At 71.6% G+C, this 18363-nt stretch carries 18 protein-coding genes; 10 read left to right on the plus strand and 8 right to left on the minus strand.

The features are described from left to right. Nucleotides 1–2: 2 nt before the first annotated feature. Complete coding sequence (locus HPT28_RS14515) at nucleotides 3–626, minus strand: trimeric intracellular cation channel family protein (RefSeq protein ID WP_219091486.1); 624 nt, start codon at nucleotides 624–626, stop codon at nucleotides 3–5. Nucleotides 627–688: 62 nt separating this feature from the next. On the opposite strand from HPT28_RS14515, the gene HPT28_RS14520 reads away from it, so the two are divergent. Further along, complete coding sequence (locus tag HPT28_RS14520; protein ID WP_219091487.1) at nucleotides 689–1561, plus strand: thioesterase family protein; 873 nt, start codon at nucleotides 689–691, stop codon at nucleotides 1559–1561. Nucleotides 1562–1669: 108 nt separating this feature from the next. Here the strand turns inward: HPT28_RS14520 and HPT28_RS14525 are convergent, their stop codons facing one another. Both HPT28_RS14525 and HPT28_RS14530 read right to left on the minus strand, forming a co-directional pair. Then, the gene (locus tag HPT28_RS14525) at nucleotides 1670–2545 is read right to left on the minus strand and encodes a formate/nitrite transporter family protein (RefSeq protein ID WP_219091488.1); all 876 of its coding nucleotides are present in this window, start codon (nucleotides 2543–2545) and stop codon (nucleotides 1670–1672) included. Nucleotides 2546–2655: 110 nt separating this feature from the next. After that, entirely contained in the window at nucleotides 2656–4095 is a 1440-nt protein-coding gene (locus HPT28_RS14530) for an aldehyde dehydrogenase family protein (protein ID WP_308119233.1), read from the minus strand. 146 nt (nucleotides 4096–4241) lie between these two features. On the opposite strand from HPT28_RS14530, the gene betA reads away from it, so the two are divergent. Together betA and betT are read left to right on the plus strand one after the other, a co-directional pair. Then, nucleotides 4242–5900: a choline dehydrogenase gene (gene betA / locus HPT28_RS14535; protein WP_219091489.1), complete on the plus strand. Its 1659-nt coding sequence runs from the start codon at nucleotides 4242–4244 to the stop codon at nucleotides 5898–5900. Nucleotides 5901–5905: 5 nt separating this feature from the next. Beyond that, nucleotides 5906–8002 carry a choline BCCT transporter BetT gene (gene betT / locus HPT28_RS14540; protein WP_219091490.1) on the plus strand — a complete coding sequence of 699 codons (2097 nt, stop codon included), beginning with the start codon at nucleotides 5906–5908 and terminating at the stop codon, nucleotides 8000–8002. Nucleotides 8003–8062: 60 nt separating this feature from the next. Here betT and mnmA read toward each other — a convergent pair whose 3' ends face one another. After that, a complete protein-coding gene (gene mnmA, locus HPT28_RS14545) occupies nucleotides 8063–9214 on the minus strand; it encodes a tRNA 2-thiouridine(34) synthase MnmA (protein ID WP_219091491.1) in 1152 nt (383 codons plus the stop codon). A 140-nt stretch (nucleotides 9215–9354) separates the two neighbouring features. Here mnmA and HPT28_RS14550 point away from each other — a divergent pair, with 140 nt between their 5' ends. After that, nucleotides 9355–10074, plus strand: coding sequence for an N-acetylmuramoyl-L-alanine amidase (locus HPT28_RS14550; RefSeq protein ID WP_219091492.1), 720 nt, complete (start codon nucleotides 9355–9357; stop codon nucleotides 10072–10074). Here HPT28_RS14550 and HPT28_RS14555 read toward each other — a convergent pair. The 3 genes from HPT28_RS14555 to ligD form a co-directional block, all read right to left on the minus strand. Then, a complete protein-coding gene (locus HPT28_RS14555; RefSeq protein WP_219091493.1) occupies nucleotides 10064–10648 on the minus strand; it encodes a hypothetical protein in 585 nt (194 codons plus the stop codon). The two genes, HPT28_RS14550 and HPT28_RS14555, sit on opposite strands and share 11 nt — an antisense overlap. A 128-nt stretch (nucleotides 10649–10776) precedes the next feature. Then, the gene (locus tag HPT28_RS14560; protein WP_219091494.1) at nucleotides 10777–11946 is read right to left on the minus strand and encodes a cysteine desulfurase family protein; all 1170 of its coding nucleotides are present in this window, start codon (nucleotides 11944–11946) and stop codon (nucleotides 10777–10779) included. 119 nt (nucleotides 11947–12065) lie between these two features. Then, entirely contained in the window at nucleotides 12066–12953 is an 888-nt protein-coding gene (gene ligD / locus HPT28_RS14565) for a non-homologous end-joining DNA ligase (protein ID WP_219091495.1), read from the minus strand. A 67-nt stretch (nucleotides 12954–13020) separates the two neighbouring features. Here ligD and HPT28_RS14570 point away from each other — a divergent pair, with 67 nt between their 5' ends. Then, nucleotides 13021–14019 (plus strand): Ku protein, encoded by a 999-nt coding sequence (locus HPT28_RS14570; RefSeq protein ID WP_219091496.1) that lies wholly within the window; start codon nucleotides 13021–13023, stop codon nucleotides 14017–14019. Between the two features lie 15 nt (nucleotides 14020–14034). On the opposite strand, the gene HPT28_RS14575 is transcribed toward HPT28_RS14570, so the two are convergent. Beyond that, nucleotides 14035–14661 (minus strand): DUF1963 domain-containing protein, encoded by a 627-nt coding sequence (locus HPT28_RS14575; RefSeq protein ID WP_308119235.1) that lies wholly within the window; start codon nucleotides 14659–14661, stop codon nucleotides 14035–14037. A gap of 603 nt (nucleotides 14662–15264) precedes the next feature. Between HPT28_RS14575 and HPT28_RS14580 the strand changes: the two genes are divergently transcribed. The 5 genes from HPT28_RS14580 to HPT28_RS14600 all read left to right on the plus strand — a co-directional run bounded on the left by HPT28_RS14580 (nucleotide 15265) and on the right by HPT28_RS14600 (nucleotide 18328). Then, complete coding sequence (locus HPT28_RS14580; RefSeq protein ID WP_219091497.1) at nucleotides 15265–15918, plus strand: PASTA domain-containing protein; 654 nt, start codon at nucleotides 15265–15267, stop codon at nucleotides 15916–15918. Between the two features lie 274 nt (nucleotides 15919–16192). Then, nucleotides 16193–16540 (plus strand): DUF6879 family protein, encoded by a 348-nt coding sequence (locus HPT28_RS14585; protein WP_219091498.1) that lies wholly within the window; start codon nucleotides 16193–16195, stop codon nucleotides 16538–16540. A 1-nt stretch (nucleotide 16541) separates the two neighbouring features. Continuing rightward, nucleotides 16542–17384, plus strand: a complete 843-nt coding sequence (locus tag HPT28_RS14590; RefSeq protein WP_219091499.1) for a helix-turn-helix transcriptional regulator — start codon at nucleotides 16542–16544, stop codon at nucleotides 17382–17384. 87 nt (nucleotides 17385–17471) lie between these two features. Next, entirely contained in the window at nucleotides 17472–17888 is a 417-nt protein-coding gene (locus tag HPT28_RS14595; RefSeq protein WP_219091500.1) for a hypothetical protein, read from the plus strand. After that, on the plus strand, nucleotides 17885–18328 hold the full coding sequence (locus HPT28_RS14600) for a hypothetical protein (protein WP_257578624.1): 444 nt from the start codon (nucleotides 17885–17887) through the stop codon (nucleotides 18326–18328). Before HPT28_RS14595 ends, HPT28_RS14600 begins: the two co-directional genes overlap by 4 nt. Nucleotides 18329–18363: the final 35 nt, after the last annotated feature.

Consider the following 18363-nt stretch of genomic DNA (forward strand, 5'->3'; position numbering starts at 1 on the left):
GCTCAGCCGGCCTCCTGTTGTTCGTGGGAGCGCGAGCGGGGCAGGCTGAGGCCGAAGTACATGGCGGCTATGCGCAGGGCGAAGACGACGCCGGCGGAGGCGATGGTCGCCGGGGTCTGGGCGACCTCCAGCCAGTGGAGTACGAGGTAGCACAGAGCTCCGGCGAAGGCGGCCGTCGCGTAGACCTCCTCGCGCAGCAGCAGCGGCGGCAGCTCGCCGCACAGGATGTCCCGGACGACCTCGCCGGTGACGCCGGTCATCACCGCCAGGATCAGCACGGCCAGCGGGGTCACCTCGGCCTCCAGGGCCGCACGGGCGCCGATCACCGTGACGACGGCGAGCCCGACGGCGTCCACGAGCAGCAGCGCGCGGTGCGGCAGCCTGCGGAAGCGCAGGTAGACCATGGTGCTCACCCCGACGGAGGCGATGACGGTGAGCAGCACCCAGTCCTGCGTCCAGTACAGGGGGTCGCGGTCGAGGATGAGGTCGCGCAGGGTGCCGCCGGAGACGCCGGCGGCGAAGGCGAGGACGAGACCGCCGAACGGGTCCATGTTGGCGCGGTGAGCCGCGAGGACTCCGCTGGCGGCAAAGGCGGCGACGCCGACGAGGTAGAGCACGTGGAGCATGACCCGATGATCCCACCCCTTAACTTACTGAAAAGTAATAAGGTCGATGTACTGTGCATGCCATGACCCAGGCACTGCAGGACGGGCCGGTTCCCCACGCCACGCCCGCCACGATCGGAAACAGCGAGTTCGACCGTGACACCCGGGTGGAGCGGCAGGAGCCCGGACAGTACGCCGTGGACCTCTCCGCGGGCTGGTCCATCGGGGGAGCGGTCAACGGCGGCTACCTCCTGGCCGTCATGGGCCGGGCCCTCGCGGACGCCCTCCCGTACCCCGACCCGTTCACGATCACCGCCCACTACCTCACCGCCACCCAGCCCGGCCCCGCCGTCATCCGCACCGACCGGGCCCAGGCCGGGCGCACGCTCGCCGCGGGCTCGGCCTCCCTCGTCCAGCGGGACGAGGAAGGCACCGAGGTCGAGCGCCTCCGGGTGCTGGCCTCCTACGGCGACCTGGCCGCGCTGCCCGACGACGTGCGCACCACCGCCGAGCCGCCCCCGATGCCGCCCCTCGGGAAGTGCCTGGGCGCCCAGGACGACCCGAACTACGACCCGGCCACCGCGCCCCCCATCGCCGGCCGACTCGACCTGCGGCTGGACCCGGCCACGGTGGGCTGGGCCGTCGGCGCCCCGAGCGGGCGCGGGGAGATACGGGCCTGGTTCGCCCTGGCCGACGGCCGCGACCTCGACCCGCTCGCCCTGCTCCTGGCGGTCGACGCCCTGCCGCCCACCGCCTTCGAGCTCGGTCTGACGGGCTGGGTGCCGACCGTGGAGCTGACGGTCCACGTCCGCTGCCGCCCGGCCCCCGGGCCGGTGCGGATCGCGCTCACCACCCGCAACCTGGCCGGCGGCTTCCTGGAGGAGGACGCCGAGGTCTGGGACAGCGCGGACCGGCTCGTCGCCCAGTCCCGCCAGCTCGCCCGCGTCCGGCTCTGACGCCCGGGGCCCGCGCGGGTGGCGTCCCGGGAACGCGGGTGGCGTCCCGGGAACGCGCGAAGGCGGCCCGCTCCGCCCGGGAAGAGCCGCCTTCCGTCGTCCGCGGGGTCAGGACACGGGAGCGTCCGCGGGCTTCTCCTCGTCCTGTACCGCCTCCGCGGGCCGCGGGGCCGGCGGACGGCCGCGCTGCGTCCCGGTGCGGGCGTGGGTCGCGTAGAGGGTGAGGCCGACGAAGGTGAGGCCGCCGACCAGGTTGCCGACGACGGTGGGGATCTCGTTCCAGAGCAGGTAGTCGGAGAGGGAGAACTCGCCCCCGAGCATCAGGCCGGAGGGGAAGAGGAACATGTTGACGATCGAGTGTTCGAACCCCATGTAGAAGAAGACCAGGATCGGCATCCACATGCCGATGACCTTCCCGGAGACCGAGTCGGACATCATCGCGGCGACGACGCCGGTGGAGACCATCCAGTTGCACAGCACACCGCGTATGAAGAGGGTCAGCATGCCGGCGGCCCCGTGGTCGGCGTAGCCGACGGTACGGCCCTCGCCGATGACGGCGATCTTCTGGGCGACCTCGCTGGGATCCGTGGTGAAGGCGTAGGTGAAGATCACCGCCATCATCACGGCGACGGTGAACGCCCCGGCGAAGTTGCCGAAGAAGACGAGCGTCCAGTTGCGCAGCACCGAGCGCGCGGTGACGCCGGGCCGACGGTCGATCAGGGCGAGCGGTACCAGGGTGAACACGCCGGTCAGCAGGTCGAAGCCGAGCAGGTAGAGCATGCAGAACCCGACCGGGAACAGCAGCGCCCCGACCAGCGGCTCGCCCGTCTGCACGGTGACGGTGATCGCGAACGCCGCAGCCAGCGCCAGGATGGCACCGGCCATGAAGGCGCGGATGACGGTGTCGCGGGTGGACATGAACACTTTGGACTCGCCGGCGTCGATCATCTTGACGGCGAACTCCGACGGACTCAGATACGACATGGCGGCATTCTTGCGCTGTCGGGCCGCCAGCGGGAGAGCCCTTCCCGCCCCGGAGGCGTGTGCGCGAGGGCGCGGGGCGGCGACGGGCCCCGCGCCCTCGCGCACCGGGGTCACCGGGCGAACCAGCGTTGCGGCTCCGGCGCGGTGTTCTCGTAGATGTGCTTGGCCTGCCGGTACTCGGCGAGCCCGTCGTGGCCGAGCTCCCGGCCGATGCCGGAGCGCTTGAACCCGCCCCACTCGGCCTGCGGCAGATACGGTCCGAAGTCGTTGATCCAGACCGTGCCGTGCCGCAGCTTGCGCGCCACCCGCTCGGCCCGGCCGGCGTCCCCCGTCCACACGGCCCCGGCCAGTCCGTACTCGGTGTGGTTGCCGAGCTCGACGGCCGTCGCCTCGTCGGTGAACCGCTCCACCGTCAGGATCGGCCCGAAGGTCTCCTCCTGGACGATGCGCATGTCCCGGCTACAGTCGTCGAACACCGTGGGCCGGAAGAAGAAGCCGCCCTGCAGCTCCGGGTCCTGCGGGCGGGAGCCGCCCGCGACGAGCCGGGCCCCCTCCTTGCGGCCCAGCTCCACGTACGCCTCCACCTTGGCCAGGTGCGCGGCCGAGACCAAAGGCCCGCTCTCGGTGGCCTCGTCCATGCCGTTGCCCAGCCGGATGCGCTCGGTGCGCTCCACCAGATGGGCGACGAACTCCTCGTGCAGCGACTCCTCGACGATGAGCCGGGTGCCGGCCGAGCACACCTGCCCAGCGTGGAAGAACACCGCCATCAGCGCGTAGTCGATCGCCGTGTCGAAGTCGGCGTCGGCGAAGACGATGTTGGGGTTCTTGCCGCCGAGCTCCAGTGCGACGTCCTTGACGGTGTCCGCGGCCGAGCGCATGATCCGGCGCCCGGTCTCGAGCCCGCCGGTGAAGGACACGAGATCGACCTCCGGGCTCTCCACGAGCGGTGCGCCGGTGGCCGCGCCGTCGCCGAGCACCAGGTTGACGACGCCGCGCGGGGCGCCCGCCTCCGCCAGCAGCTCCACCATCTTGATGGTGGACAGCGGGGTGATCTCGCTGGGCTTGACGACCATGGTGTTGCCCGCCGCCAGCGCCGGGGCCACCTTCCAGGAGGCCTGTAGCAGCGGGTAGTTCCAGGGGGCGATGAGGGCGCAGACGCCGACCGGCTCGTACACGACCCGGCTGCGCACGCGCGGGTCGCCCGCGTCCACCACCCGGCCGGCGTCCGCCTCGGCCTGCCCGGCGTAGTACTCGAAGACGCGGGTGACGTCGTCGACGTCGATGCCGCTCTCCACCAGCGTCTTGCCGGTGTCGAGCGTCTCCAGCCGGGCGATCTCCGCCTTGTCCCGCTGGAGGTACTCGGCCATCCGGCGGAGCAGCGCGGCGCGTTCCCGGGGCGCCCAGGAGGGCCACTCGCCGCCGTCGAACGCGGCGCGCGCCGCGGCGACGGCGGCCCGCGCGTCGGCCGGGCCGCCCTCGTCCACGGTGCGGACCACGGACTGGTCGTAGGGGTTGATGACCTCGCGCGTGGCGCCACCGGCAGCCGCCACCCACTCTCCGTCGATATACAGACTGGACGTGGGAAGTCCTTTCCCGGTTGCGCCGAATGCGGCCTTACCGTTGTGCGTTGGAATTCGCTACGCATTACGTTAGGCGCGTAGCGCAGTGGAGTGCAACGAATAGCCCAGGGAGCGGCATGGGTCAGGCAGAGTACGACTACATCATTGTCGGCGGCGGCTCCGCGGGATGCGCGCTGGCGAATCGTCTGAGCGCCGACCCGGCCCACCGTGTTCTGGTGCTGGAAGCCGGGCGTCCGGACTACAAGTGGGATGTCCTCACCCATATGCCCGCCGCACTCACGATGATCATCGGAAATCCGCTCTATGACTGGTGCTACGAATCCGAGCCGGAGCCGTATATGAACGGCCGTCGGGTCAGCCATGGCCGGGGTAAGCTGCTTGGCGGATCGAGTTCCATCAATGGGATGATTTTCCAGCGCGGCAATCCGATGGACCTGGAACGCTGGGCCTCCGACCCGGGAATGGAGACCTGGGACTACGCCCACTGCCTGCCCTATTTCAAGCGGATGGAGCACTGCGCGGCCGGGGCCGACGAGTGGCGGGGGCAGGGCGGGCCCCTGTGGCTGGAGCGCGGGGAGGCCGCCAACCCGTTGTTCTCCGCCTTCCTGGAGGCGGCGCAGCAGGCCGGCCACTCGCTGACCTCGGACGTCAACGGCTACAAGCAGGAGGGCTTCGCCCGCTTCGACCGCAATATCAAGGACGGCCGCCGGTGGTCGGCCGCCCAGGCGTATCTGCACCCCGTCATGAAGCGGCGCAACCTCACCGTGCAGTGCTTCTCCCAGGCCGACAGGGTGCTCTTCCAGGGAAAGCGGGCGGTGGGCGTCGCCTACCGCCGTTTCGGACGGGACCGCCGCGAGGTGTACGGCGGCGAGGTGATCCTGTGCGGCGGCGCCATCAACACCCCGCAGCTCCTGCAGCTCTCCGGCATCGGAAATCCGGACGAGCTGACCCGGGTGGGCGTGGAGATGGTGCACGAACTGCCCGGCGTCGGGGAGAACCTCCAGGACCATCTGGAGGTCTACGTCCAGCACGCGGCCAAGCAGCCCGTCTCCTTCAATCCGCTCATCAAATGGCGTAACCGGCCCGGCGTCGGGCTGCGCTGGATGACGTCCCACACCGGGCCCGCGGCCACCAACCACTTCGAGGCCGGCGGCTTCGTGCGCGGCAACGACGAGGTGGAGTATCCCAACCTGATGTTCCACTTCCTGCCCATCGCGGTGCGCTACGACGGCACTCCGGTGGACGCCGAGCACGGCTATCAGGTGCACATCGGCCCGATGTACTCCGACGTGCGCGGCTCGGTGAAGATCAAGTCGGGGCACCCCGACGAGCACCCGGCGCTGCGGTTCAACTACCTCTCCACGCCCAACGACCGCAAGGAGTGGGTGGAGGCGATCCGGGTGGCCCGGGACATCCTGAAGCAGCCCGCCTTCGCCGAGTACGACGCGGGCGAGATCTCCCCCGGCCCCGAGGTCTCCGACGACGAGTCCGTCCTGGAGTGGGTCGCCCGCGACGCGGAGACGGCCTACCACCCGTCCTGCACCGCCCGGATGGGCGTTGACGAGATGTCCGTCGTGGACCCGACCTCCATGCGCGTCCACGGGGTCGAGGGGCTGCGGGTGGTCGACGCCTCGGCCATGCCCTACCTGACGAACGGCAACATCTACGCGCCCGTGATGATGCTCGCCGAGAAGGCCGCTGACCTGATCCTCGGCAACACCCCGCTACCGCCGTCCGACGCACCGTTCTACCGCCACCGCGCACAGGAGGACTGACGTCCGTGACCGAACCCACCAGCGGCGCCACGGCGGTCACTCCACCGCCCCACCAGGTGAAGACCCTCGTCTTCGCCGGTTCCGCCACGCTGATCCTCGCGGTGTCGATCTGGGCGATCATCACGCCGGAGGGAGCCGAGGAGGCGATCGGCCACGTCGTCGGCTGGGTCTCCGACGGACTGGGCTGGTACTACTTCGTCGCCGCGACCCTGTACCTGCTCTTCGTGGTGTTCATCGCCATGTCACGGTACGGGCGCATCAAGCTGGGCCCGCAGCACTCCCGTCCGGACTACGGGCTGTTCGCCTGGGCGGCCATGCTCTTCGCCGCGGGCATCGGCATCGACCTGATGTTCTTCTCCGTCGCCGGGCCGGTCAGCCACTACCTGGCCCCACCCGAGGGCGATCCCGAGACCGTCGAGGCGGCCCGGCAGGCGGTGGTGTGGACGCTGTTCCACTACGGCATCACCGGCTGGGCGATGTACGCCCTCATGGGCATGGCGCTCGGCTACTTCTCCTTCCGCTACCGGCTGCCGCTGGCGATCCGCTCGGCCCTGTACCCGATCATCGGCCGGCGCATCCACGGCAAGATCGGTGACGGCGTCGACCTCGCGGCCGTCCTCGGTACCGTCTTCGGCATCTCGGTCTCGCTGGGCATCGGCGTCGTCCAGCTCAACTACGGGCTCAACTTCCTCTTCGACGTCCCCGAGGGGCTCGCCGCGCAGATCGCCCTCATCGCGGTCGCCGTCGTCCTCACCACGGTCTCCGCCGTCGCGGGCGTGGACCGGGGCATCCGCCGGCTGTCCGAGCTCAACGTGGTGCTCGCCATCGGCCTGATGCTCTACGTGCTGATCGCCGAGAGCCCGACCCGGCTGCTCAACGCCCTCGTCCTGAACATCGGTGACTACGTCAGCCGCTTCCCGTCGATGACGCTCAACACCTTCGCCTACGACCAGCCCACCGACTGGCTCAACGCCTGGACGCTGTTCTTCTGGGCCTGGTGGGTGGCCTGGGCGCCCTTCGTCGGGATGTTCCTCGCCCGGATCTCGCGAGGCCGCTCCATCCGGCAGTTCGTCGCCGCCACGCTGGTGATCCCGTTCTTCTTCACGCTCACCTTCCTGTCCATCTTCGGCAACAGCGCGCTGTTCATCGTGCGCGGCGGCAACACCGCGTTCGGCGAGACGGCCATGAACCTCCCCGAGCAGGGCTTCTACGGGCTGCTGGACCAGTACCCCGGTGTGTGGTTCAGCGCGGGTCTCGCGACCCTGGTGGGGCTGTTCCTCTACGTCACCTCGGCCGACTCGGGTTCGCTCGTGCTGGGCAACCTCAGCTCCCACCTGCCGAGCCCGATCACCGACTCCCCGCCGTGGCTGCGGGTCTTCTGGGCGGGCACCATCGGCCTGCTCACGCTCGCCATGCTGATCGTCGACGGCGTGGACGCGCTGACGAACGCCACCATCATCATGGGCCTGCCGTTCTCCCTGGTGATGTTCCTGATCATCGCGGGCCTCTACAAGGCGCTACGGGTCGAACGGATGCGGGAGGACGCGCTGACCACCACCCTGCCGTCCTCCCTGTCCGGCCGGACGTCGAGCACCGGGCCGGCGGCGGAGCGCAACTGGCGGCTGCGGCTCGCCCGCGCCATGAGCTTCCCCAGTCGGCGCGCGGCCCTGCGGTTCGTCGACGAGGTCTGCCGCCCGGCGTTCCACGAGGTCGCGGGTGAGCTGCGGGACCAGGGCGAGGAGGCCACCGTCAGCGAGATCCCCGACGAGGAGAACGGGCTCCCGGCCCTGGAGCTGCGGGCGCCGATGGGCCGCACGGAGGAGTTCGTGTACCAGCTCTGGCCCATCGAGCGACCCACGCCTGCCTTCGCCACCAGGACGATCGGCGAGCACGACACCTACGTGCGCTTCGAGGTGCACCTCGCCGACGGCAGCCAGGGCTACGACGTGATGGGCTACAGCCGGGAGCAGCTCCTCGGTGACATCCTCGACCAGTACGAGCGTCACCTGGAGTTCCTGCGGCTGCACCGGGAGGCGGTCGCCCACACCCGGCTCCCCGACCACCGCCCGGACACCGCGGACCTCCAGCTTCCCGAGGACTGACGGCGCCGTTCCCCCGGGGATCACGGGGCTCCGGGGGAACGGCGGCGGGGGAAGCGGGGTTCAGCCGACGACCCGGGCGGCCCGGGTCGTCGTGGCGATCGTCGCCGAGCCGACGACGCGCGTGCCGTCGTACAGCACCACCGCCTGGCCCGGGGCCACCCCGCGGACCGGGGAGGCGAAGGCGACCCGCAGCTCCCCGTCGGCCAGCTCGGCCGTCACCGGCGTCTCGTCCCCGTGCGCCCGCAGCTGCGCGGTGTAGGACCCGGGCCCGGCGGGCGGGGTGCCGCACCAGCGCGGCCGGATCGCGGTGAGCGCGGTGACGTCCAGCGCCTCGGCCGGGCCGACGGTGACCGTGTTCGTCACCGGGGAGATGTCCAGGACATAGCGGGGCTTGCCGTCCGGCGCCGGGCGGCCCAGCCGCAGGCCCTTGCGCTGCCCGACCGTGTAGCCGTACGCGCCGGTGTGCGTGCCGAGCCGCTCCCCGTCCTCGTCGACGATGTCGCCCTCGGTCGTCCCCAGCCGGCGGGCGAGGAAGCCCTGGGTGTCGCCGTCGGCGATGAAGCAGATGTCGTGGCTGTCCGGCTTCTTGGCCACGGCCAGATCCCGACGCTCGGCCTCGGCCCGGATCTCCTCCTTCGTGGCCCGGGTGTCGCCGAGCGGGAACATGGCGTGCGCCAGCTGCCGCTCGTCCAGCACGCCGAGCACGTAGGACTGGTCCTTGGCGGCGTCGCTCGCCCGGTGCAGCTCCCGGCCGCCGTCCGGCCGCGTCACCACCGTCGCGTAGTGCCCGGTGCACACGGCGTCGAAGCCCAGGGCCAGCGCCTTGTCGAGCAGGGCCGCGAACTTGATCTTCTCGTTGCAGCGCAGGCACGGGTTCGGGGTGCGCCCGGCCTGGTACTCGGCGACGAAGTCGTCCACCACGTCCGCGCGGAACCGGTCGGCCAGGTCCCACACGTAGAAGGGGATGCCGATGACGTCGGCGGCGCGCCGCGCGTCCCGGGAGTCCTCCAGAGTGCAGCAGCCCCGGGCTCCGGTGCGGAAGGACTGGGGGTTCGCCGAGAGGGCCAGGTGCACTCCCGTCACGTCGTGGCCCGCCTCCACCGCGCGGGCGGCGGCCACGGCGGAGTCCACACCGCCGGACATGGCGGCGAGCACCCGCAGCCGACGGTGCGGGCCGGGAGCGGTGGGGAGGTCAGCGGTGGAGTCAGTCATAGCGCCTCCCAGGGTACGGTCCCGCCGGAGCGGGGCGCGGCCCGGAACCGTGCGGAGCCCCACGGCGTTATGGCTTCGGAAGGACGACAGCGCCGCCCGGAGCGGTGGGCGGGCTGGCGCGAGCGATACCAGGGGGAGCCATGGCGGCGGAGCGCGGGACGAGCCCGGCCGGCGGCGGCCGGAGTCGGGGCCGCCGGGGTGTCAGCAGACGGACGCTGCTCGTCGGCGGCGGGACGGCCGCGGTGCTCGGCGGCGTCGGCTACGGCCTGCGGGAGGACCTGCGCGGCCTGTGGTACCGCATCCCGGGCAACGTCGCGCCGCGCATCGAGGGCGAGGTGGACTTCCCCGAGGCCCGCTGGGTCGCGGCGTCGGGCGCCAACTGGCGGCTGGCCAGCCGCCCGCACGACTTCACCATCGACCGGGTGGTGATCCACGTCATCCAGGGCAGCTACGCCACGGCGCTGCGGGTCTTCCAGGACGCGGGCCACGGGGCGGCCACGCACTACGTCGTGCGCACCTCCGACGGCCGGGTCGCGCAGATGGTGCGTGAGCTGGACGTCGCCTACCACGCGGGCAACCGGAGTTACAACGAACGCAGCGTCGGCATCGAGCACGAGGGCTTCGTCGACCGCCCCGAGGACTTCACGGACGGCATGTACCGCGCCTCCGCACGGCTGACCGCCGACATATGCGACCGCTACTCCATACCCAGGGACCGCGAGCACATCGTGGGGCACAACGAGGTGCCGGGTGCCGACCACACCGACCCCGGTCCGCACTGGGACTGGGAGCGCTACCTGCGCATGGTGCGCGACGCCCGGCCGGTGCCGCGGCCCTCGGCCACCCCCGTCAGCGGTTGAGGTCCTCCTCGAACTCCCGGTCGCACTCCGCGATCTTCGCTCGGTCGGTGCCCGCGTCCTCCAGGCACTCCCGGTAGGTACCGAACTCCTCGGTGTTCCAGAACGCGATGCCCACCGCGAGGGCGAGTGTCGAGCCGATCAGGGCCAGGCCGCCGAGCACGAGGCCGACGATGCCGAGGGCCGGGCTCGTCGCCTCGCCACGGTTCTTGCGCCGCACGTGCAGGATGCCGAAGATCACGGCGAGCAGCCCGAGCAGCAGTCCGCCGAGGACCGTCCAGAACAGCAGCGCGGCGATGATGCCGAGCACCAGTGCCGTGATGCCGAAGCCGTTGCGCGGTGGGAGCGGCGGAGCGCCGTAGGGTCCGCTGTACCCGCCCGGTCCGCCGTACCCACCGGGCCCGCCGTACCCGCCGGGCCCGCCCGGACCACCCGGAGGGCCGTACCCGCCCTGGCCGCCGTATCCGCCCGAGCCGGGGGGCGGGCCGTACGGGTCCTGGGGCCGGCCCGCGGAGCCGGGCCCGCCGTGGGATTCCTCGGGTCCTGGCCCGTGCGGGGGCGGGGGGTTCGACGTCATACCGCAATCCTTTCAGACGGGGTCGGGGTGAACCGGCCGGTGGCGGGGTGATGACCCGTGCCGGTTACCCGGGTTCGGATTTCCGTAACAGCCGATCGTCCGTACGGGGGAGCCGGGTGCCGCGCGGGTCAGCTCAGCCCGGCCGTGCGGGCCCGCGCGACGGCCGGTCCGATCGCCGCGGCCAGGGCGTCCACGTCGGCCCGGGTGGAGGTGTGGCCGAGGGAGAAGCGCAGAGTGCCGCGCGCCAGTTCCGGGTCGGCGCCGGTGGCGAGGACGACGTGGCTGGGCTGGGCGATGCCGGCCGTGCAGGCGGACCCCGTCGAGCACTCGATGCCCTGGGCGTCCAGCAGGAGCAGGAGGGAGTCGCCCTCACAGCCGGGGAAGGCGAAGTGGGCGTTGGCGGGCAGCCGGCCGGACGGGTCCGGGTCGCCGCCGAGTACGGCGTCGGGGACGGCGGTGCGGACGGCGTCGACCAAGGCGTCCCGCAGGGCGCCGACGTCGCGGGCGAACTCGGCCTGCCGCGCCGCCGCGCGCTCGGCGGCCACCGAGAAGGCGGCGATGGCCGGTACGTCCAGGGTGCCGGAGCGCACGTCGCGCTCCTGGCCGCCGCCGTGCAGCAGGGGCTCGGGCGCCTGGTCCCGGCCGAGGACGAGCGCGCCGATGCCGTAGGGGCCTCCGGTCTTGTGCCCGCTGACGGCCATCGACGCGAGACGGGAGGCGCCGAAGTCGACCTCGGTCTGGCCCAGCGCCTGGACGGCGTCCGCGTGCAGGGGCACCTCGGCCGCGCGGGCCACCTCGGCCAGCTCCGCCACGGGCTGGAGGGTGCCGATCTCGTTGTTGGCCCACATGACGGTGGCCAGGGCCACGTCCGCCGGGTCGTGCTCGATCGCCTCGCGCAGCGCCTCGGGGTGCACCCGGCCCACGCCGTCGACGGGCAGCCACTCCACCCGGGCCCCCTCGTGGTCGGCCAGCCAGTGCACGGCGTCCAGCACGGCGTGGTGCTCGACGGGACTCGCGAGCACCCGGGTGCGGCGCGGGTCGGCGTCCCGGCGGGACCAGAACAGGCCCTTGACGGCAAGGTTGTCGGCCTCGGTGCCGCCGGAGGTGAAGACGATCTCGCTGGGGCGGGCCCCCAGCGCGGCGGCCAGGCGTTCTCTGGACTCCTCGACCGTGCGCCGGGCCCGGCGCCCCGCCGCGTGCAGGGAGGAGGCGTTTCCGGTGACGGCGAGCTGGGCGGTCAGCTCCCGGACCGCCTCCGGCAGCATGGGCGTTGTGGCGGCGTGATCGAGGTAGGCCATGGTGCGGCAATTCTACGAGTCCCCGTCACCCGTCCGGAGGCACATACCGGTCGACTGCCGCGGGATGCCCGGGACGGCGGGTCGTGCGGGGAGGCGCGCCGTGCGCCGGGCCCGGAGCGTCAGGGGCCGGGCAGCCGGTGGGCCCGGGCGGCGTCGAGCAGCGGGGCGAGGAGGTCGCCGTGTTCCGCGATGCGGCCGGGCAGGGCGTGGACGTCGAAGCGCAGGGGCCGGCCGGTGCGGCCCGCTGCCACTTCTTCCCAGGTCAGCGGCGTGGATACGGACGGCGTCGGGGCCGCCCGCGCGGTGTAGGGCGCGGCTGTGGTCTTGGCCGCGTTGTTCTGGCTGTGGTCGATGAAGACCCGGCCCGGGCGCAGGCTCCGGTCCATCCGGTGGACGGCGAGGCCGTCCAGCTCGCGTTCGGCGTGGGCAGCGAGCCGCTTCGCGTAGCGGCTCACCTCGTCGGACGGCGTCGGGCGCAGGGCGGCCATGAGGTGGAGGCCCTTGCCGCCTGAGGTCTTGGGCCATGCTTCCAGGCCGTCCTCGGCGAGCCGCTCGCGCAGCCACTCCGCGACGGCGCAGCACTCGGCGACGGTGGCCGGCGCGCCGGGGTCGAGGTCGAGGACCAGTCGGTCGGCCTGGGCCGGGTTCTCGTGCCGCCACTGCGGCACGTGCAGCTCCGTGACGAGGTTGGCCGCCCAGATGAGGGCGGGCAGGTCGTCGATGACGACCTGTCGGCCGGTCGAGCGGCTGGAGCGGGGCACCTCGGCGACCGTCACCCACTCGGGGGTGCCCGGGGGCACGTTCTTGCTGAAGAACGCCTCGCCCGTCGAGCCGTCGGGGTAGCGCAGGAAGCTGACCGGCCGCCCGGTGAGGTGGGGGAGGAGGGCGTCGGCGCAGGTGGCGTAGTAGTGGATCAGCTCGCCCTTGGTGGTGCCGTCGGGGTACAGGACCTTGTCCAGGTTGCTGAGGGCCAGCCGTCGGCCCGCCACGTTCGTCATCGGCGGCATAACCTGATAATCCCATGGAGTGCTCGCAAATAGGGTGTAGTGGACGACTCCGGCGAGGAGTGATGACGTGCGGTCCATCTGGAAGGGCTCGATCTCGTTCGGCCTGGTCAGCATCCCCATCCAGCTCTACGGCGCGACGCAGAGCCACACGGTCGCCTTTCACCAGGTCCACACGGCCGAGGGCTGCGGCGGGCGCATCCGCTACCGCAAGTTCTGCGAGCTGGAGGAGGTCGAGGTGCCGCCCGAGGAGATCGGCAAGGGGTACAGGACGGCCGACGGCGACACCGTCCTCCTCACCGACGAGGACCTGGCCTCCCTGCCCCTGCCGACCGCCCGGACCATCGACATCCTCTCCTTCGTACCGCTGGACGACATCGACCCGATCCAGCTCGACCGCGCCTACTACCTCAGCGCCGAGACGGCTGCGGCGGGCAAGCCCTACGTCCTGCTCCGGGAGGCCCTGAAGCGCAGCGGCAAGGCGGCCGTGGCCAAGTTCGCGCTGCGCGGCCGGGAGTCGCTCGGCCTGCTGCGGGCCGTGGACGACACCCTCGTGCTGCACTCGATGCTCTGGCCCGACGAGGTGCGCTCCTCCGGCGGCCTCGCGCCCGCTGCCGACGTCACCGTCCGGGACGCCGAACTGGACATGGCCGAGACGCTGATGGACTCCCTGGGCGACCTCGACTGGGGCGGGCTGCACGACGACTACCGTGCCGCCGTCGAGGAGCTCGTCGAGGCCAAGCAGGAGGGGCGGGAACCGGCCGAGGCGGCGCCCGAGCCGCGCGGCCGCGTCATCGACCTGATGGCCGCGCTGGAGAGCAGCGTCGCCGCGGCGCGGGAGGCGCGCGGCGGCGAGCGTGAGGGCACCGGCACCGTGACCGAGCTGCGGCGCGAGGAGGAGAAGCCCCGCAAGAGGGCGGCGAAGAAGGCCGCCGCGAAGAAGCCGCCGCCCCGGAAGCGCGCCGATAAGCAGACCGCCTCCGGTGAGACGCCCCCGCGCAAGGCGGCGAAGAAGCAGCCCGCGAAGAAGACGGCCGCCAGGAAGACCACCCGCAAGCGCGCCTCCTGAGCGCCTCGCGGAGGCTCAGGCCTGCCACAGGAAGAGGGCCTCCCGGCACGGCTCGCACGCGAAGCCGTAGCCGCAGCCCCCGCCCCCGAAGTAGGCCGCCGTCCGGTGGTCGTGGCCCTCCTCCCACTGGGCCACGAAGGCCGTCCGCCGGCCGCAGCGCGCGCACGTCGGCGTCTCGTCGCCCTGGAGCCACGAGGGTTCCCCGCCGAGCCGTCCCAGCACGTCGCCCAGCGGCCGGTCCCGCGCCTTGGCCCAGCGGGTGGACGCGTCGTAGTAGTCGGCGGCGTCGACGTCCGCGTACCGCACGGCGCAGACCTCACCCAGACGAGTGCGCCCCGAGGGCGGCACCTGGGCCGGGCTCGCCCCTTCGGCGGGCAGGAGCAGCGCCCGGTTGCCGCCCGATCGCGGCGCCCAGGCCGCGCAGTTGCCCCGGTCGTTGTCGCACATGAAGACGGCGAGCAGCCCCCGGCCGTCCGGGCCCCCGAGGTCGTCCATCCGCACCTGCGCGAGGAACTGGAGGGCGCCGCCGCAGGCCGAACACCTCGGCCACGTGAACCCCTCGGGCACGAGCGGCACCCCGCCCGTCCGCGTCACCGCCGCGTCCTCGGCCGCCGTGCCGCCATACGTCATCAACCTGATCACGACACCAGACTGACACCCGCCGCGCCCCCGGCCACCGCGTGACCCGCGGGGGTGCCGCCGCCGTCCGGTGCCGCCCCGCGCGCCAGGGGCTGGGGGCTCGGGCGCCAGCCCTGTCATCGCTTGCGCGTCCGGATGCTCCTCGCTGCCGAGGCGAAGCCATTCCGTCCGAACTCGCGGTCCTCTCCGCTGCGGTCGGACGTGGCGGAGCGCACCAAGGCCCTCCTCCCAGGGGAAGGCGTCACCCCGGCCCTGCTTGGCGGATGGGGTTCGCCTGGTGCGAAATCGACTCGGACGCCTCGCGGTCGCCGACCCCTCACCGGCGGTGGGGGCAGCCGCTGTCCTGTGGGCCCGCGTGCTGCTGATCCTCGCCGAGGCAGCACGGGATGAGGGATGGCCCGGCTGGCAGTCCGAATGGTCGGACCGCTGCGAGTACTACGTAGTGGCGACGAAGAGCCCTTCGGTACCTGCGGAGCGGAGGACCGTAGCCACGGTCGACCGCGCCCACTGTGTAACCAATCCGTCCCCCTGTGCAACCGTCCCGGCCTATCGTGTGTCTCATCCACGCCGTCCCCCCAGCCACTCTCCCGCTGAGAGGTTCTGCTCATGCGTCTCCGCATCCGTGCCGTTGCCGCCGCGACCGTTGCCGCCGTGCTCGTCGGCACTGGTGGCTGCACCGAAGACACCGCTTCCGAGGGCACGAAGGATGCCAATCCGTCCGCAACGGAAGACACCACCGCCCCGGGCAAGGATCCAGCTGACGAACCCGCCACGGAGACCGCCGAACTGCCAGACCTCACCGGCAAGGGCCTCCAGGTAGCCCAGGATGCCGCGCAGGCCGCAGGGTTCCACGTACTCACCTCGCACGACTCGGCGGGGCGGGACCGCAAGCAGGCGTTCGACCGCAACTGGAAGGTGTGCTTCCAGACTCCGGCGGCAGGTGAGCATCCGACGGACATCGAAGTGGACTTCGGGACGGTGAAGCTGGAGGAGGACTGCCCTGCGCAGGACGTCAAGGACTCGGCGCCGGAGGCGACCGAGGGCACGATGCCGGATGTTGTTGGAGAGTCAGCCAACGTCGCGCGTGACGCGCTTCCCGACAATGCGTCCATCACTGTGAACGACGTGTCCGGTGAGGATCGGGCGGTGCTGATGGAGTCGAACTGGCAGGTGTGTTCGCAGGAGCCGGCTGCTGGGGCGCCGTTTGCAGGGGAGCCGGTGACACTGAGCGTGGTGAAGTTCGAAGAATCCTGCCCGTGACCGGCACCAGCACCGTAACTCACGCGGGCGCACAGCTCGACGGCTATGTTGTTTCCCCCATTTCGTCGGCCGCTGCCCTGGGGGCGGTGGTCTACCCGCTACTCCCGTACGTGGCATTCTCGCGCAATCCCCCACCACGCAGGCGCCATTCCACGCATCCTGGAGGCCCAGCCCCTGCCGCGAAAGGAGCCCTGCGTGCTCAGGTTCATCGGCACCACCAGCGACGAAGGTGAATGCCCCACCCTCTACGAGGACACCGAGACTGGCGACATCATTGTCCAAGGCGACACGGTTCGAACGCGTCCGGATCGTCGACAACCCGCCGACCGAGGGCCAGAGGTTCCTGCTCGCCAGCGCCCTCGGCAACGTCAACGCCGGCGAGGATATTCGGAACCTCTACCGATCGGCTGCTGAAGAGCTCGCCCTGCCAGCCTATGACTTCTGGCTGTTCGACTCGCGCCTGGTCGCACGCTTCCACTTCGGGGAAGTCGAAGAGACCCTCGGTGTAGAACTCCTCGACGACCCGACCTTCGTCGTAGAAGCGTGCAAGGCCCGTGATGCCGCCTGGCACTACGCCGTTCCTACCGCCGACTTCCAGGCCCAGGCGCGGGTACGTTCCTAGCGTGAGCACAGACTTCCAGACGGCCCGGATCGCACTCGGTGCGCGGCTTCGTGAGCTCCGCACCGAGACCGGGCTCAGCGGCAAGGAGTTCGCCAACCGCCTGGGCTGGCAGGCATCCAAGGTGAGCAGGCTGGAAAACGGAAGGCAGACCGCGACCGTCGAGGACCTGGAGACGTGGGCACGCGCTGCCGGCTCACCCGAGGCCACCCCAGACCTGACCACACGCCTGCGCTCCCTCGAACGCGGCCATAGCTCCTGGCGGCGTCAACTGGCAGCCGGTCACCGTGCTGTTCAGGACCTGAAGGTCATCGAGCACCAGCGGACAACGACTACGCGCGGCTACGAGGCCACCGTGGTGCCCGGCCTGTTCCAGACCCCGGACTACGCCCGTCACGTGCTGTTGCACAGCGCCAGCCTGCACGGCACGAAGCGGGACACCGACGAGGCCGTACGGTCCCGGATGCGGCGCCAGGAGGTCCTGTACGAGCCGGGGAAGCGCTTCCGGGTGTTGCTGTGGGAGGGGGCACTGCACGTCCTCGTCTGCCCGCGCGAGGTGATGGCCGCGCAGCTGGACCGGCTCGCGGGCCTCATCGGACGAGACACCGTGACCCTCGGTATCGTGCCGCTCGGCGCACCGATGTCGGTCACAGCGAAGCACGGCTTCTGGGTCTTCGACGAGAAGCGGGTGACCGTCGAGACGATCAGCACGGAACTCCGCTTCACCTCGGCCGAGGACGTCGCGTCGTATGTACGCGTGTGGGATCGGCTCGACCAGTCGGCCGTGTACGGCCCTCCGGCGCACCGGCTGATCGCGCGAGCCCGCGCAAGCCTGACGATCGCCTAGGCATCCGGCCACAACGACCGATCACACAAGCGCAATCGCGCGCAATCGCCGCACAACGAATCACCGGCGACCCCTAGCTTCCTGGCCATGGACGTAGGGACACGCAACCCCATCCGCGCGGCCAGACCTGACTGGCTGCCCGACGAGCACACCCTGGCCGCCGTAGCGGCCGGCCGCTGGTGGGACGCGATCCGCGTCGAAGGCGACCTCGGCACCCGGCTCGCCAACACCCTCCTCGACGCTCAGGGCCGCCGCTGCGGCCCCGTCGTACGAGACCCGCTTGGGCCCCGGCCAACGACGTACTTCCTCGTGGCCGCAGGAACGTCCGCCCGCTGGGCCGAGCCCGGCACCGAGGCCCTGGGCGTGTGCTGCTACGTCGTACTACCCGGCAACCTGGACGGAGACACGAGGACCGTCCACTGGGTTTCTCCGCCGCGCGACCGTCTCGTCGGCGCCACCACGCTGCGTCGCCTGCTGCCGACCCTGCGGGAGGTCCCGTCATGACACGCCCCGGGAATGTCTGGCTCGCCGAGACGGCCGGGCAGCCTGACGGCGTTCGGCGGGTGTGGCGGAACGAGGACCTGGCCGCGATCAGCACTGGCAGAGCGTGGCTCGCGCTGGGGGCGCCACTGCTGCGCAGCGTGGACTTCATGCAGCCGCTGAATCGCGCTGGACAGCTCGGGCCAATGCTCGCGTACCCGGAAGCGGACCGGAGCTGGTGGCTGGTGCCGCTCGACGCCGAGAACGCAGTTGCTGATCTGCCGATGCTGACCGTCCGTCCGGCAGGCTGGCGGCTGCTGTGTCCGCCTGCGGACGGGTACGCGCGGGGCAGGGTGTGGCCGGAACGGCGGACGGCAGCGGGATGCTCACTCCACCGGACATCCTCGGTGCGTGCTGTGGACGCGGCGGGCTGCCTGCGGAGGCATGCGGATGAGCCGCTCTGAGGCCGCACGTGCAGCCCTGACTGCCGACCAGCTTC

Source organism: Streptomyces sp. JJ38, assembly GCF_019303475.1.
GTDB lineage: Bacteria > Actinomycetota > Actinomycetes > Streptomycetales > Streptomycetaceae > Streptomyces.

Bases quoted from the DNA above. Each gene is read 5' to 3' on its own strand.
- HPT28_RS14515 (WP_219091486.1), bottom strand. From the start codon at position 626: ATGCTCCACGTGCTCTACCTCGTCGGCGTCGCCGCCTTTGCCGCCAGC.
- HPT28_RS14520 (WP_219091487.1), top strand. From the start codon at position 689: ATGACCCAGGCACTGCAGGACGGGCCGGTTCCCCACGCCACGCCCGCC.
- HPT28_RS14525 (WP_219091488.1), bottom strand. From the start codon at position 2,545: ATGTCGTATCTGAGTCCGTCGGAGTTCGCCGTCAAGATGATCGACGCC.
- betA (WP_219091489.1), top strand. From the start codon at position 4,242: ATGGGTCAGGCAGAGTACGACTACATCATTGTCGGCGGCGGCTCCGCG.
- mnmA (WP_219091491.1), bottom strand. From the start codon at position 9,214: ATGACTGACTCCACCGCTGACCTCCCCACCGCTCCCGGCCCGCACCGT.
- HPT28_RS14550 (WP_219091492.1), top strand. From the start codon at position 9,355: ATGGCGGCGGAGCGCGGGACGAGCCCGGCCGGCGGCGGCCGGAGTCGG.
- HPT28_RS14555 (WP_219091493.1), bottom strand. From the start codon at position 10,648: ATGACGTCGAACCCCCCGCCCCCGCACGGGCCAGGACCCGAGGAATCC.
- HPT28_RS14560 (WP_219091494.1), bottom strand. From the start codon at position 11,946: ATGGCCTACCTCGATCACGCCGCCACAACGCCCATGCTGCCGGAGGCG.
- ligD (WP_219091495.1), bottom strand. From the start codon at position 12,953: ATGCCGCCGATGACGAACGTGGCGGGCCGACGGCTGGCCCTCAGCAAC.
- HPT28_RS14580 (WP_219091497.1), top strand. From the start codon at position 15,265: ATGCGTCTCCGCATCCGTGCCGTTGCCGCCGCGACCGTTGCCGCCGTG.
- HPT28_RS14595 (WP_219091500.1), top strand. From the start codon at position 17,472: ATGGACGTAGGGACACGCAACCCCATCCGCGCGGCCAGACCTGACTGG.
- HPT28_RS14600 (WP_257578624.1), top strand. From the start codon at position 17,885: ATGACACGCCCCGGGAATGTCTGGCTCGCCGAGACGGCCGGGCAGCCT.